Source organism: Providencia sp. PROV156, assembly GCF_028480905.1.
GTDB classification, from domain to species: domain Bacteria; phylum Pseudomonadota; class Gammaproteobacteria; order Enterobacterales; family Enterobacteriaceae; genus Providencia; species Providencia hangzhouensis.
In genome coordinates this window covers 95247-109240 of the sequence record NZ_JAMPPE010000004.1, presented here as the reverse complement: position 1 = coordinate 109240, position 13994 = coordinate 95247, and the positions used below count along the sequence as shown (strand labels likewise).

General features: G+C 40.3%; 13 protein-coding genes. 8 read left to right on the top strand and 5 right to left on the bottom strand.

Going from position 1 to position 13994, the window contains the following annotated elements; all coding sequences use genetic code 11:
* Positions 1–49: 49 nt before the first annotated feature.
* From rnc to acpS, 5 genes are all read left to right on the top strand, one after another.
* Complete coding sequence (rnc, locus tag PSF31_RS04080; RefSeq protein WP_004264978.1) at positions 50–730, top strand: ribonuclease III; 681 nt, start codon at positions 50–52, stop codon at positions 728–730.
* Positions 727–1635 (top strand): GTPase Era, encoded by a 909-nt coding sequence (gene era / locus PSF31_RS04075; protein WP_004264976.1) that lies wholly within the window; start codon positions 727–729, stop codon positions 1633–1635. The genes rnc and era overlap by 4 nt, the downstream gene beginning before the upstream one ends.
* A gap of 11 nt (positions 1636–1646) precedes the next feature.
* Positions 1647–2375: a DNA repair protein RecO gene (recO, locus tag PSF31_RS04070; protein WP_004264975.1), complete on the top strand. Its 729-nt coding sequence runs from the start codon at positions 1647–1649 to the stop codon at positions 2373–2375.
* Between the two features lie 288 nt (positions 2376–2663).
* The gene (gene pdxJ, locus PSF31_RS04065) at positions 2664–3395 is read left to right on the top strand and encodes a pyridoxine 5'-phosphate synthase (protein WP_272683177.1); all 732 of its coding nucleotides are present in this window, start codon (positions 2664–2666) and stop codon (positions 3393–3395) included.
* On the top strand, positions 3395–3781 hold the full coding sequence (gene acpS, locus PSF31_RS04060) for a holo-ACP synthase (RefSeq protein ID WP_094961690.1): 387 nt from the start codon (positions 3395–3397) through the stop codon (positions 3779–3781). The genes pdxJ and acpS overlap by 1 nt, the downstream gene beginning before the upstream one ends.
* Before the next feature lie 87 nt (positions 3782–3868).
* Here the strand turns inward: acpS and PSF31_RS04055 are convergent, their stop codons facing one another.
* Positions 3869–4129 (bottom strand): YfhL family 4Fe-4S dicluster ferredoxin, encoded by a 261-nt coding sequence (locus tag PSF31_RS04055; RefSeq protein WP_036959019.1) that lies wholly within the window; start codon positions 4127–4129, stop codon positions 3869–3871.
* Between the two features lie 540 nt (positions 4130–4669).
* The gene (locus PSF31_RS04050; RefSeq protein ID WP_004264971.1) at positions 4670–5119 is read right to left on the bottom strand and encodes a hypothetical protein; all 450 of its coding nucleotides are present in this window, start codon (positions 5117–5119) and stop codon (positions 4670–4672) included.
* Between the two features lie 184 nt (positions 5120–5303).
* On the opposite strand from PSF31_RS04050, the gene leuE reads away from it, so the two are divergent.
* Both leuE and tadA read left to right on the top strand, forming a co-directional pair.
* Positions 5304–5951 carry a leucine efflux protein LeuE gene (leuE, locus tag PSF31_RS04045; protein ID WP_004264970.1) on the top strand — a complete coding sequence of 216 codons (648 nt, stop codon included), beginning with the start codon at positions 5304–5306 and terminating at the stop codon, positions 5949–5951.
* Positions 5952–6046: 95 nt separating this feature from the next.
* Positions 6047–6529, top strand: a complete 483-nt coding sequence (gene tadA / locus PSF31_RS04040) for a tRNA adenosine(34) deaminase TadA (protein WP_004264969.1) — start codon at positions 6047–6049, stop codon at positions 6527–6529.
* Positions 6530–6569: 40 nt separating this feature from the next.
* Here tadA and mltF read toward each other — a convergent pair whose 3' ends face one another.
* A complete protein-coding gene (mltF, locus tag PSF31_RS04035) occupies positions 6570–8234 on the bottom strand; it encodes a membrane-bound lytic murein transglycosylase MltF (protein WP_096863433.1) in 1665 nt (554 codons plus the stop codon).
* Between the two features lie 270 nt (positions 8235–8504).
* On the opposite strand from mltF, the gene purL reads away from it, so the two are divergent.
* A complete protein-coding gene (gene purL, locus PSF31_RS04030; protein WP_096863434.1) occupies positions 8505–12392 on the top strand; it encodes a phosphoribosylformylglycinamidine synthase in 3888 nt (1295 codons plus the stop codon).
* 115 nt (positions 12393–12507) lie between these two features.
* Here purL and PSF31_RS04025 read toward each other — a convergent pair whose 3' ends face one another.
* The gene (locus PSF31_RS04025) at positions 12508–13155 is read right to left on the bottom strand and encodes a 3-keto-L-gulonate-6-phosphate decarboxylase UlaD (protein ID WP_096863435.1); all 648 of its coding nucleotides are present in this window, start codon (positions 13153–13155) and stop codon (positions 12508–12510) included.
* Positions 13152–13982, bottom strand: coding sequence for a Cof-type HAD-IIB family hydrolase (locus PSF31_RS04020; RefSeq protein WP_096863436.1), 831 nt, complete (start codon positions 13980–13982; stop codon positions 13152–13154). Before PSF31_RS04020 ends, PSF31_RS04025 begins: the two co-directional genes overlap by 4 nt.
* Positions 13983–13994: the final 12 nt, after the last annotated feature.

Genomic DNA, 13994 nt, shown 5'->3' with positions numbered 1-13994 from the left:
CAGGTCTGTTGCGTGTGCTTTTTTATCAAATAAAAATGGTTGGGCGCACATGAACCCCTCTTTAATAGAAAGATTACAACGTAAGCTTGGTTATCAATTCAAACAGAACGAGTTATTAATCCAAGCATTGACACATAGAAGTGCAAGCAGCAAACATAATGAGCGCTTAGAATTTTTAGGTGACTCGATTTTGAGTTTTGTGATTGCAAATGACTTATACCACCGTTTTCCAAAGGTAGACGAGGGGGATATGAGTCGTATGCGGGCAACGCTTGTACGCGGAAATACATTAGCAGAAATCGCACGCGAATTTGAACTCGGTGAATGTTTACGTTTAGGGCCGGGGGAATTAAAAAGCGGTGGTTTTCGTCGCGAATCTATCCTTGCTGATACTGTTGAAGCACTGATCGGTGGTATTTTTTTAGATAGTGATATCCAAACGATCGAAAGAATTATTTTAGATTGGTATCAAAGTAGACTGGTTGAGATCAGTCCGGGTGATAAGCAAAAAGACCCGAAAACAAGGTTACAAGAATATCTGCAAGGGCGCCATTTACCACTACCTAATTATTTGGTTGTTCAGGTCAAAGGTGAAGCTCATGATCAAGAATTTACGATCCACTGCCAAGTCAGTGGTATTGACCAACCGATTAATGGCGTTGGCTCAAGCCGTCGTAAAGCGGAGCAAGCAGCAGCAGAGCAAGCATTGAAAATTTTGGAGCTTGAATGAGTGAATTACAATCCCACTGTGGTTTTGTTGCCATAGTTGGACGGCCAAATGTCGGTAAATCGACATTATTGAATCAATTACTGGGGCAAAAAGTTTCGATTACTTCGAGAAAGCCACAGACGACTCGCCATCGTATTATGGGGATCCACACAGAAGATAATTACCAAATTATTTATGTTGATACCCCAGGACTTCATATTGAAGAAAAACGTGCAATTAACCGTTTAATGAACCGCGCTGCATCCAGTTCAATTGGTGATGTTGAATTAGTTATTTTTGTTGTTGAAGGAACTAATTGGACCGCTGATGATGAAATGGTACTGACTAAGTTATCTAGCTTACGTTGCCCTGTTATATTGGCAATTAATAAAATTGATAATGTGACTGATAAAACGATACTGTTGCCACATATCAGTATGATCAGTCAGAAAATGAATTTTTTAGATGTTGTTCCTATCAGTGCAGAAAAAGGTACTGGTGTGGATACAATTGCTAAAATTGTTAAACAACATATACCTGAAGCTATTCATCATTTTCCTGAAGACTATATTACTGACCGTTCTCAGCGTTTTATGGCATCTGAGATTATCCGTGAAAAGCTCATGCGTTTCTTGGGTGATGAACTGCCATATTCGGTAACCGTCGAAATTGAACAATTTAAGGTAACAGAAGCGGGTATTTACCATATCAATGGCTTAATTCTTGTTGAGCGTGAAGGCCAAAAGAAAATGGTTATTGGTAACAAAGGGAGCAAACTGAAAACCATTGGTACCGAAGCGCGTATCGATATGGAAAGAATGTTTGATAACAAGGTACACCTTGAGCTTTGGGTTAAGGTTAAATCTGGCTGGGCTGATGACGAAAGAGCATTACGTAGCCTGGGTTATGTTGACGACCTAAAATAGTAGGTGGCAAAGTGAGTGGTTGGCAGCGTGCGTTTGTACTCCATTCAAGGCCTTACAGTGAAACGAGTTTATTGCTCGATTTTTTTACTGAAGGCGAAGGAAAAATACGCTTACTTGCAAAAGGCGCTCGCCGTAATCGTTCACCATTAAGGGGCTGTTTACAGCCCTTCACACCTTTGTTAATCCGTTGGGGGGGCAAAGGTGAAATCAAAACCTTAATCAATGCCGACCCTGTGTCTTTGGCCCTCCCTTTAACGGGAACCGTTCTATATAGTGGTTTATACCTTAATGAATTAACCGCACGTGTATTAGAATTTGGTACACCATATTCCTCACTATTTTTTGATTACCTCTCATGCTTACAGATCCTTGCCGCAAGTGAACACACCCCTGAATTTGCATTGCGTCGGTTTGAATTGGCTCTGCTTTCTTACCTTGGTTATGGTGTTGATTTTTTACATTGTGCTGGCAGCGGAGAGCCCGTTTCTGACACAATGACTTATAGGTATAGAGAAGAAAAAGGGTTTATTGGTAGCTTGGTTGTTGACCAGCTTAGTTTTACGGGTAAACAACTTAAGGCATTGGCGAGTCGAGAATTTCCTGACGCAGATACGCTCAAAGCAGCAAAACGTTTTACCCGACTTGCTTTAAAACCATATTTAGGCGGTAAACCTTTAAAAAGCAGAGAATTATTTCGACAGTTTACTTACTCGCCAGTTACACATAACAAACAGAGCTAAAATTGTTTTTCATTTTATTTTTTATCTAGTTTGTTACACCTCGATTACTACAATATATCCTTTTCTCATGTGTCTTTTTAGCGGAACTGGCTCTTTCAGACAATACATTTATTTCACTGGTACAAAATCTTACGAAGCGCTTCGCAAAAATAAAATACAAATACTGAAACAGGATATACAGATTGGAATTTGCTTCGAATGGTGAGAGATTTATTCCCTCAAAGGAGAAAATTACAGTAGGATAGTAGGTAGATGAGTTTGTTAGTGTTTATTAATGGGGAATAAAAAATGGCAGAGCTTTTGTTAGGCGTAAATATCGACCATATTGCAACGGTTAGAAATGCAAGAGGAACTCAATATCCAGACCCTGTACAAGCTGCATTTGTTGCGGAGCAAGCAGGCGCTGATGGCATTACAGTGCATTTACGCGAAGATCGACGCCATATTACAGATAGAGATATCACTCTGTTGAATGAAACTATTCAAACACGTATGAATCTTGAAATGGCGATAACTGATGAAATGGTTGAAATTGCGTGCCGCATCAAACCTACTTTTTGCTGTTTAGTGCCAGAAAAGCGTGAAGAGGTAACCACTGAAGGTGGTTTAGATGTTGCGGGCCAAAAACAGAAAGTGGCTGATGCTGTAAAACGTCTGACTGACGCGGGCATTCTCGTTTCATTATTTATTGATGCGGATCATCAGCAAATTGATGCAGCACAAGAGTGTGGTGCACCATTTATTGAAATTCATACTGGGGCTTATGCTGATGCTAAATCAGAACAAGAGCAAGAGTTAGAATTTCGCCGTATTCGTGATGGTGCCGTATATGCGGCGAGTAAAGGCATTAAAGTTAATGCGGGTCATGGTTTAACATACCATAACGTTCAACGTATTGCACAGTTACCTGAAATTTATGAGCTTAATATTGGCCATGCAATTATTGGCCGTGCTTTGTTTAGTGGGTTAGCTCAAGCGGTTACTGACATGAAAAAAGTCTTATTAGAAGCACGTAAATAATGGCCATTGTTGGATTAGGAACGGATATTGTTGAGATTGCTCGAATTGAGTCGGTGCTTGAACGAACCGGTGATAGTCTGGCGAAAAGAATTCTAACTGAGAATGAATTAGTTCAATATCAACAGCAATCAAAGCCAGCTCGTTTTTTAGCAAAACGCTTTGCAGTTAAAGAAGCGGCAGCAAAAGCATTAGGAACAGGGATCCGTAATGGTTTAGCCTTTAACCAATTCGAAGTAACCAATGACAAATTGGGGAAACCATTATTAAGTTTAACTGGGGAGGCATTAGAGCTAGCGAATCGGTTAAAAGTTACGCATTACCATGTTTCTATTACCGATGAACGTCACTATGCATCTGCTACAGTTATCATAGAAAGTATTTCTTGAATCAATGTAATACCGAGCTGCCAGTAAAAATCACTGGCAGCATTTAAGGATAACTAGATGAATAATTGGATATAAGTGAAGTTAAACCTAAATTTTATCGGCGTGATGAATTGCAACAAACTTATCCCAAAGCTGTTCTTCAGTTTCGATATGTTGAGGATCAGTGATGATTGTATTAGTAATTGGGCAAACGGACTGGCAAGTAGGTTTGTCGTAATGGCCTACACATTCAGTACATAGTGTTGAGTCAATTTCGTAAATTTCGTCACCCATAAATATTGCATCATTTGGGCATTCGGGTTCACACATATCGCAATTGATACAGCGTTTTGTAATTAATAAAGACATATCAGTGATTTACATTGTATTAAGTTAAAAACTAGTAACTTATACCTTGCACCTATTCGTTACTTTCGTTTGGTTCTTATATTTTTATGCCATGTATTTTACCTGCAAAGCCTGAAAAAAGTAACAACAAATCATAGTGTAGATGTTTTACATCATTTAAATGATAAATTTGTGTTTTTAGCGTTCAATTTTTTGCTATACCAGAATATTGGTATCCTTTTCTGTTATTGTATTCACATCTGGATCGTTATTCTCTATTTTTAAATAATCAGTAAACTAGAATGTAATAATAAAGTGAATTAAGATAAGAATGTAAATATACCTATGCTAAATAATCGAAACTAGGGTGAAAGATAAGATTATTTATTTAAATAGACCTAATGTTAATAGTGTGGTGAAGTTTTAATGTTGATGATCTTATACCGCTTTTCTTTCTTTATTAAAATATGATTTTAAATTTGATTATTTAAATAAGGGGTAATTAATACCCCTTGTGACTAATTTAAGGTGTCATAAAATATACGTAATATAAGGAAGGTATTATATGATGCTATAGCTATGGGTTTTCCAGCTTTTATCTTTTTCAGCTTGACTGAATATATGGATAAGGCCATTGGCGATAAATAGAGTTGCCGATTGAATTGTACTTCCAACAGTAAATTCATCAACATAGAGTAGTTTTATGCCAGCTTTATCGTCAATTTCATATAATTCGACGATTTTCTCGCTTAAATTATATCCATATAAGTATTGTTTATTATCTACTGTATCATAAAATGCTTGAATATTACCAAGGTAGGATCTTAATTTGCCTTTTTGCGCAGGAGCATTTGGTTCAATTTTACCATTATCAGCCATAGCATAGACAACGTAAGTTTTATCTTTTGAGTGGCCTAAAAAATAATTACGTTTTGCGGCATTGAATGTCATTGTTGTTGGATAAAACTCTTCAAATGAACCGTCTTGTACCAATCTTCTAATGATAGCCATATATTTATTCCTTTTACTATTAATAATGAATAATAATTTGATTGCCTAGTTATCATAAATAAATAAGTTAGATTTAAAATAACCTTTATTATTAGTTCATTTCATATATCTAATAAATAGAATAAATATTCACAAAGATTGAAAGTTGTGATAAAAATAATAAAAAAGATAAAGGGTTGAAAATATGTTCGAAAATCTTGGTGTTCTTAACTTTTGGACTTACTTAGCTGGGCTTGTTTTAATCATTATCGTACCAGGGCCTAACTCATTATATGTATTAAAAACAAGTACTTCGAGTGGGACTCGGTTTGGTTATCGTGCTGCTCTAGGGGTATTTACTGGGGATGGGATATTAATTTTCCTGTCATTTATTGGTGTAGCTTCGGTAATCAAAGCTTCTCCAACATTATTTATGATAGTGCGTTACTTAGGGGCTGCTTATTTACTATATTTAGGTTGTAAGATTTTATATAGCACATTTATGCATAAGAAGTCGAATCAAGACGGCACTGACACTATTTCAATTAAAACAGAAAACCATTTTACTCGAGCCTTAGTGCTGAGCTTAACAAACCCGAAAGCAATTCTATTTTATATTTCTTTCTTTATACAATTTGTTGATTTTAATTACTCTCATGCATGGGTGCCTTATCTTGTACTCGCGACGATCTTAGAATTAGTCAGTTTTTTATACTTAAGCTTATTGATTTTTAGTGGTTACTTGATAGCTCGTTTTTTACGTGAAAAGCAGCTCCTTGCAAAACTTGGAAATTGTACGGTAGGCGCTTTCTTTATGGGTTTTGCAGCTAAATTAGCGATTTTTAGCAATTAAAATTAGGTTGTTATTATAAAGGCAAAAGCATTTTAATTGCGGTCATTCTAACATTTAAGGATAATCACGTATAAACGCATTGGTTAGAGGTAAGAGTGACACAAATAGAAATTGATGAGTATTGGATGCAACAAGCCATTGAACTTGCGCTAAAAGCACAAGATCTTGGCGAAATTCCTGTCGGTGCGGTCTTAGTGAAAGATAACCATTTGGTTGCCTCGGGGTGGAATCGTTCTATTATTGACCACAATCCGACTGCACATGCTGAGATTATGGCTTTGCAACAAGCAGGGCAAGAGCTATCAAATTATCGGTTATTAGATACCACCTTATATGTCACGTTAGAGCCTTGTATTATGTGTGCAGGTGCAATGATCCACAGCCGTATTAGCCGTGTAGTTTATGGTGCTAAGGACTTTAAAACTGGAGCTTGTGGTTCTTACCTAGATATCATGGGGCAAGCAGGGTTAAATCATTATGTGGATGTTACTGGTGGTGTTCTAGAACAGCAATGTTCTTCAATGCTGAGTGCTTTTTTTAAGCTGCGTAGAGCCCAAAAAAAAGAACAAAAGCGCTAATATGGTAAATTTTAGCGCTCCCATTTTATTTCAGCATGATTTATAACGGTTTCTCAGGTGCTTTTAGTGGTGTGATGGGCGTTTTATCATCGGTTTCATCGGTATTTTGCGATGGATGTAGTGAAAGCAAATACTTTCCTAATGGTAGTCTTTTTTCTTCAAGTGTTTTAGGTGGTTGCGTTGCAGAACTCATTTTCCCTAAATGCGTAGTACTCACTTTTTCAGGAATAGGGGACTGATTTTGAATCGTTTTAGACTCAGCTGCTGTCAGGTTTTCTGGTGAAATTAAATAAATAAGTGATTTTTGTGCAATATCAAGTGCATGCTGTTTTCTTTCTTGGCTTTGTAAGTAACCAACTAAACTTTGATGATAACGACGAATATTCTCAACGTAACGATAAGCTTCGTGACCACGAGCATAACCATAAGTGAGCTGTGAGTAATATTTTTTCTGTGTCAATAAAGGTAAGCGAGCTTTCACATCTAACCACCGGTTAGGGTCTCCGCCTAACATTTCAGTTAATTTACGTACATCCTGCATATGCCCATATCCCATATTATAGGCAGAAAGGGCGAACCAGATGCGGTCATCTTCTTCGATGGTTTCAGGTAAACGTTCCATAATATAAGCAAGATAAGCGGCACCACCCTTAATACTTTCTTCCGGGTCTAACCTGTCAGCAATACCCATTGTTGTTGCCGTTGGCTTGGTTAACATCATTAGCCCACGTACACCTGTAGGCGAAGTTGCTAAAGGGTCCCAATGGGACTCTTGCCATGCGATAGCTGCTAATAATTTCCAGTCAATCACCTGAGCATATTTTTCAAACAGCGGTTGATACTCGGGAAGTTTATTATCAATTGCCTTTATAAATGCCATTGTGTCGAAATAATCGAAGGATTCTACATGGCTAAAATATTTTTCATTAAGGCGTGCGAGTAATTCGGTTTCATGACTGAGATTGAAGAAGTCAAGTAACGCAGCGTCTAAACTGTTTTCTTTGCTACGACGCATATACCAAGTGATAGCATGTTCATCCAATAAATCAAAAGCTACGGCAATTTGGGGGTGAATACGTTGCTGTAGTGCAACCGCAATAGAGTCTTCTAACGTGTAGTCAACCTCGCCATCAGCAACCATTTCAAGGATTTGACTGGTATTGTATTTTGAAGTTTCTTCCCACTTTAGGTCTGGGTATTCTTTGGACAATTCTTTAAGTGTACTTGCATGAGCTGTGCCAGCGGTAACTAATAATTTACCATTAATTTCATTGAAATTTTTGGGACGGTTTGTTCCTTTACGATATACAAGTTGTTGAGTAACATTAAGATAGCTTGGACCGGTTTTCGTTTTGGCTAAACGGTCTTTGTTATACAGCAGGCCCGCTACCGCGATATCAGCATCACCATTTTCAAGGTCATCAAATATTTGCTCGAATGTTGGGCGGATGGTTATTTTGAGTTTAACTCCTAGGTATGAGGCAAAGCCTTGAGCCAGCTCGTAGTCAAACCCGCGCAGCTGTTTTTGCTCATCAATATAGATTAGTGGCGAGCTAACGGCACTAATACGTAATTCACCTTGAGAAATAATTTTATTAATTTGTGAATTCTGCGTATTGGGCCAACGGACGTTAAAACCGATGACCATAGTAGCCAGTAGCGCGATGACCACGACAATTAAATAGTTAACTTTTAAGTTATTCAAATAATAGTTTCTCGTGCATTGACTGGTGCTGTATGTCCATAAAAGAGTATGGCTAAGTAATGGTTATAATTCCAGTAGTCGGCTATTTTGCTCAACATTTAGGAAGGGTGCAACCTATATTATCGTATTTAGCACAGAATAATATTTAACTAATCGCTTTATTTTTAATCACGCAAACGGTTTCGTATTGATGAACATTGCTCTATAATGTGTTCCGGTTTCCCTGCTTTCATGTTCAGGGCTGGCGTTTAAAAGAGAGAAATTAAGACGATGGAAATTTTGCGTGGTTCACCTGCTCTATCAGCATTTCGTATTACCCGCCTTTTGGCACTGTTTGTAGAAAAACAGCTTCCTGTCACGGATATCTATGCTGAGTATATGCACTTTGCTGAAGTTTCGGCGCCGTTGAGTGATGGTGAGCAAGGCAAACTGAGCAGTTTGTTAAAGTACGGCCCTTCTCTGGCAGAGCACGACCCATTCGGTAAGCTTATTTTAGTGACTCCTCGTCCGGGAACTATTTCTCCATGGTCTTCAAAAGCAACAGATATTGCACACAACTGTGGTCTTAATCAAGTCAAGCGTATTGAACGCGGAGTTGCTTATTATGTCCAAGGTGATGCACTGACCCAAGAGCAGTGGCATGAAGTGATCGCTATTTTGCACGATCGCATGATGGAAAGCATTTTCTCTTCTTTTGAACAAGCGAGCGCATTATTTGTGCAGCACCAGCCAGCACCAATGAAATCCATTGATGTGATTGCGGGTGGTCGTATTGCATTGGAAACAGCAAACAGGGAAATGGGACTGGCATTAGCTGATGACGAAATTGATTACCTGTTAGAGGCCTTTGTCGGGTTAAAACGTAATCCAACGGATGTTGAGCTCTACATGTTTGCTCAAGCAAACTCAGAACACTGTCGCCACAAAATCTTTAATGCAGATTGGGTGATTGATGGCGAAGAGCAGCCTAAATCGCTGTTTAAAATGATTAAAAATACGTTTGAAAAAACACCTGACCACGTTTTATCGGCATATAAAGATAACGCAGCCGTGATGGAAGGTTCGCCTGTTGGTCGTTTCTTCCCTGAGCCTGAAGGGCGCACTTACCGCTATCACCAAGAAGATGCTCATATCTTAATGAAAGTGGAAACCCATAACCACCCAACAGCGATTTCGCCTTGGCCAGGCGCAGCAACAGGCTCTGGTGGTGAAATTCGTGATGAAGGCGCAACAGGTCGCGGCGCGAAGCCAAAAGCAGGTTTAGTCGGTTTTTCGGTTTCTAACCTACGTATTCCTGGTTTTGAACAGCCTTGGGAAGAAGATTTCGGTAAACCAGAGCGCATTGTGACCGCTTTGGATATTATGATGGAAGGGCCATTAGGCGGTGCGGCATTTAATAATGAATTTGGTCGCCCTGCGTTATTAGGCTATTTCCGTACTTATGAAGAAAAAGTCAATAGCCACAATGGAGAAGAGTTACGTGGTTATCATAAGCCGATTATGTTAGCGGGGGGCATAGGAAATATCCGTGCAGATCACGTACAGAAAGGCGAAATTACGGTCGGTGCAAAACTCATTGTACTCGGTGGCCCTTCAATGAATATCGGGTTAGGTGGTGGAGCTGCATCATCAATGGCATCGGGCCAATCAGATGCAGACCTAGATTTTGCTTCGGTACAGCGCGATAACGCAGAGATGGAACGCCGTTGCCAAGAAGTCATCGATAGCTGCTGGCAACTTGGTGATGATAACCCAATTTTATTTATCCATGACGTAGGCGCAGGCGGTTTGTCGAACGCAATGCCAGAATTGGTCAGTGATGGTGGCCGTGGTGGGCGCTTTGAGTTACGTAAGATTCTCAATGATGAGCCAGGAATGAGCCCATTGGAGGTCTGGTGTAACGAATCTCAAGAACGTTATGTAATGGCCGTTTCACCAGAGCAGCTTCCTGTGTTCACCGCAATTTGTGAGCGTGAACGTGCGCCGTTTGCAGTGATTGGGGAAGCCACTGAAGAACGTCATTTGACATTAAATGATGAACATTTTGCTAACCAACCGATTGATATGCCACTGGATGTTTTATTAGGCAAAACGCCAAAAATGTTGCGTGATGTAATAACATTAAAGGCGGAACCGGATTCATTAGACAGAACAGCGATTAATTTAAATGAAGCGGTGAAACGTGTCCTGCATTTACCAGCCGTAGCTGAAAAAACATTCTTAATTACCATTGGCGACCGAACCGTTACAGGCATGGTTGCTCGTGATCAGATGGTTGGCCCATGGCAAATTCCTGTCGCTGACTGTGCAGTAACGACTGCAAGTTTAGATAGCTACTATGGGGAATCCATGTCTATTGGTGAAAGAACGCCAGTAGCATTGGTGGATTTTGCTGCATCAGCACGCATGGCCGTGGGTGAAGCATTAACCAATATTGCATGTTCATATGTGCAAGATTTAAAACGCGTTAAATTGTCTGCAAACTGGATGGCAGCGGCAGGGCATCCGGGGGAAGACGCAGGTTTATATGAAGCGGTTAAAGCGGTAGGGGAAGAGCTTTGTCCTGCGCTAGGCCTAACCATCCCTGTTGGTAAAGATTCCATGTCAATGAAAACCCGTTGGCAGCAGGATGGTGAAGAGCGTGAAATGACGTCGCCACTTTCCTTGGTGATTAGTGCATTTGGCCGTGTTGAAGATGTCCGCTTAACAGTGACACCTGAGTTAAAAACAGGTCATGATAATGCCTTGTTATTAATTGACCTCGGGCAAGGCCATAACGCGCTGGGCGGTTCTGCACTCGCACAGGTATATCGTCAGTTAGGCAATAAAGCCCCTGATGTACGTAGCCCTGAAGTATTGCTTGGCTTCTTTAATACCATTCAGAAGTTATTATCCGAGCAAAAATTATTAGCCTATCATGACCGCTCAGATGGCGGCTTATTCGTCACTTTAGTGGAAATGGCTTTTGCAGGTCATTGCGGTATTAATGTTGATATTAGCTCTTTTGATGAAGACACGCTCGCAGCATTATTCAACGAAGAGTTAGGCGCTGTCATTCAAATTAATGAAGCCGATAGAGAGTATGTGGCAGAATGTTTTGCACAAGCAGGGCTTGCAGGCTGTGTTCATTATTTAGGTTCTGCAATACAAGATGATGCCGTGATCATCAATAGCCGAGATACGGTTGTTTACCGCGAATCTCGCAGTTTATTGCGCCAATGGTGGGCTGAAACGACTTGGCAAATGCAGCGCTTGCGTGATAACGAAGTGTGTGCCGACGAAGAACATACAATGAAACAGGATAACCAAGACCCAGGTTTGAATGTGAAATTGACTTATGACATTGAAGAAGACATTGCTGCGCCATTTATTTTGTCAGGTGTACGTCCTAAAGTAGCTGTTTTACGTGAACAAGGTGTGAACTCACATGTGGAAATGGCGGCAGCCTTTGACCGTGCTGGTTTCGATGCAATTGATGTGCATATGAGTGATTTACTCGCAGGTAACTTGTCTTTGGAACAATTCCAAGCATTAGTGGCTTGTGGCGGTTTCTCTTATGGTGACGTATTAGGTGCGGGTGAAGGTTGGGCAAAATCTATTTTATTCAACAATAAAGTCCGTGATGAATTTGAGACATTCTTTAACCGTGCTGATACTTTATCTCTGGGGGTATGTAATGGTTGCCAGATGATGTCGAACTTACATACGCTTATCCCGGGTGCTGAATTCTGGCCTCGTTTTGTACGTAACCGTTCTGAACGTTTTGAAGCACGCTTTAGCTTAGTTGAAATAGCAAAAAGCCCATCACTGTTACTGCAAGATATGACAGGTTCTCGTATGCCGATAGCGGTTTCTCATGGGGAAGGGCAAGTGGAAACCCGTGCAGCCGCACATTTACAGCAATTAGAAGATAATGGGCTGGTGGCAATGCGCTTCGTGAATAACTACGGTCAGGTAACCGAGCAATATCCAGCTAACCCGAATGGGTCAGTTAATGGTATTACGTCGGTGACCTCGACAGATGGCCGAGCAACGATCATGATGCCGCACCCTGAGCGTGTTTTCCGTACGGTGAGCAATTCATGGCACCCTGAAAATTGGGGAGAAGATAGCCCGTGGATGCGCATTTTCCGTAACGCACGTAAGCAATTAGGTTAATAAATCACAAGTTTGATAGATTGTTGAAAAGGCCAGCTATTTTGCTGGCCTGAATTTTAATCGAGTGAGTTTTAAACGGAAAGGTCGGTTTTTGAGTCAGAATTATTCCTAATTACTATTTCCAAAAACGGTCAATTTGTTCCCTTAGTGCTTCCGCCGTTTTTTGGCCTTTTTCACCCACTAACGCACGGCCAGCAATAAAGGCTTTTGCATTGATACCATTAAATAAATGCAGGTCTTCTGGAATTATCCCGCCTGTAATTGAGAGTTCTAGTCCTAAATCAGACAGTTTGCGCATTTTTTCGATATCTTCATTGCTCCAGCCAATACCAGCGAGTTCTGCATCACGGGAACGATGGTAAATAGCTTGCGAAATGCCAAGTTCAACCCAATTTTTAGCATCGTCAAAAGTCCAATTACCATAGATTTCAATTTGGATTTCACGATTAAACTCATCGGCAACTTTTTTACAGGCAGCAATAGTGGCAATATGTGCCGCCGCTGATACTGTGATCCAATCTGCTCCCGCTTCAAATGCCATTTTCGATAAAATGGCTCCACCATCCGTGGTTTTCATATCGCAAACTAGAATGTGGTTGGGATATTTTTGACGTAAAGTCGCGACCGCATTCATACCTTCTGCAAAAGCTAAGATTGTGCCCACTTCAATAATATCAACGAAAGTGTGTACATTTTCAGCCACTTCGAGTGCAGCCGGTAAGTTGGTTTGGTCTAGAGCTATTTGGATCAAAGGCTTTGTCATTGTGATTGTCCTAAAATATTTTCATGTATGAGACGCGCAAGGCCATCACCATTGTTATCGGTAGCACAAACGAAATCCGCATGGGACTTCACGGTGTCATCAGCATTTTTCATTGCAACTCCTAAGCCTGCTAGCTTAATCATGGAGATATCGTTGTGATTATCACCAACAGCAATAACTTGCTTCGAGTCATAACCCAGAGAATGAAGATACTCAGCTAAACGCGTGCCTTTGTTATTGCCTTTCGCAGCAAAATCGAAACGGTTTGACCATGATTTTTCTGCATTAAAAGTTTGTTTTATCCAAGGTGAGTTTAAGAAGCGCTCTAACGTAGCCGGTTCACCTTCGACGACAAATTTCCAAATATAGTCAGCGTGCTGGACTTGTTCTTCAAATGAATCAATGCGATAAATTTTTGGCGGATGGGCCATGGTTGGGTTGTTAGCCCATTGCTCCATCGCGCTCATGTAATCGATGGGATCGATTTTTGAATACACCATGGCATCGGTGATATACATCACCATTTTCAGTTTGTCCTGTTGCGCCAGTTCAATAAAAGTGAGCGCGTTCTCTTTGGTGAGAGCATTGTGTGTGAGAACTTTTTCATTTTGGTAATCATAAATATAAGTACCATTGCAACAAATAATTGGCGTGGTTAAACCAAGCTCATCATAATAGGGGCGAGCTGCGGTATGATGGCGACCCGTGACTATCATGACATGGCATTGTTTTGCTGCTTTGTGAATGGCTTGTTTGACGGCTGGGTGGATAGTGTGTTCTTGAGTTAAAACTGTGCCATCTAAATCAAGCGCTAATACGTTATACATAGTTGATTACCT

What these genes read in the sequence shown, in the direction of transcription:
- rnc (WP_004264978.1), top strand. Translation starts at nt 50, where the DNA reads ATGAACCCCTCTTTAATAGAAAGATTACAACGTAAGCTTGGTTATCAA.
- era (WP_004264976.1), top strand. Translation starts at nt 727, where the DNA reads ATGAGTGAATTACAATCCCACTGTGGTTTTGTTGCCATAGTTGGACGG.
- pdxJ (WP_272683177.1), top strand. Translation starts at nt 2,664, where the DNA reads ATGGCAGAGCTTTTGTTAGGCGTAAATATCGACCATATTGCAACGGTT.
- acpS (WP_094961690.1), top strand. Translation starts at nt 3,395, where the DNA reads ATGGCCATTGTTGGATTAGGAACGGATATTGTTGAGATTGCTCGAATT.
- PSF31_RS04055 (WP_036959019.1), bottom strand. Translation starts at nt 4,129, where the DNA reads ATGTCTTTATTAATTACAAAACGCTGTATCAATTGCGATATGTGTGAA.
- PSF31_RS04050 (WP_004264971.1), bottom strand. Translation starts at nt 5,119, where the DNA reads ATGGCTATCATTAGAAGATTGGTACAAGACGGTTCATTTGAAGAGTTT.
- leuE (WP_004264970.1), top strand. Translation starts at nt 5,304, where the DNA reads ATGTTCGAAAATCTTGGTGTTCTTAACTTTTGGACTTACTTAGCTGGG.
- purL (WP_096863434.1), top strand. Translation starts at nt 8,505, where the DNA reads ATGGAAATTTTGCGTGGTTCACCTGCTCTATCAGCATTTCGTATTACC.
- PSF31_RS04025 (WP_096863435.1), bottom strand. Translation starts at nt 13,155, where the DNA reads ATGACAAAGCCTTTGATCCAAATAGCTCTAGACCAAACCAACTTACCG.
- PSF31_RS04020 (WP_096863436.1), bottom strand. Translation starts at nt 13,982, where the DNA reads ATGTATAACGTATTAGCGCTTGATTTAGATGGCACAGTTTTAACTCAA.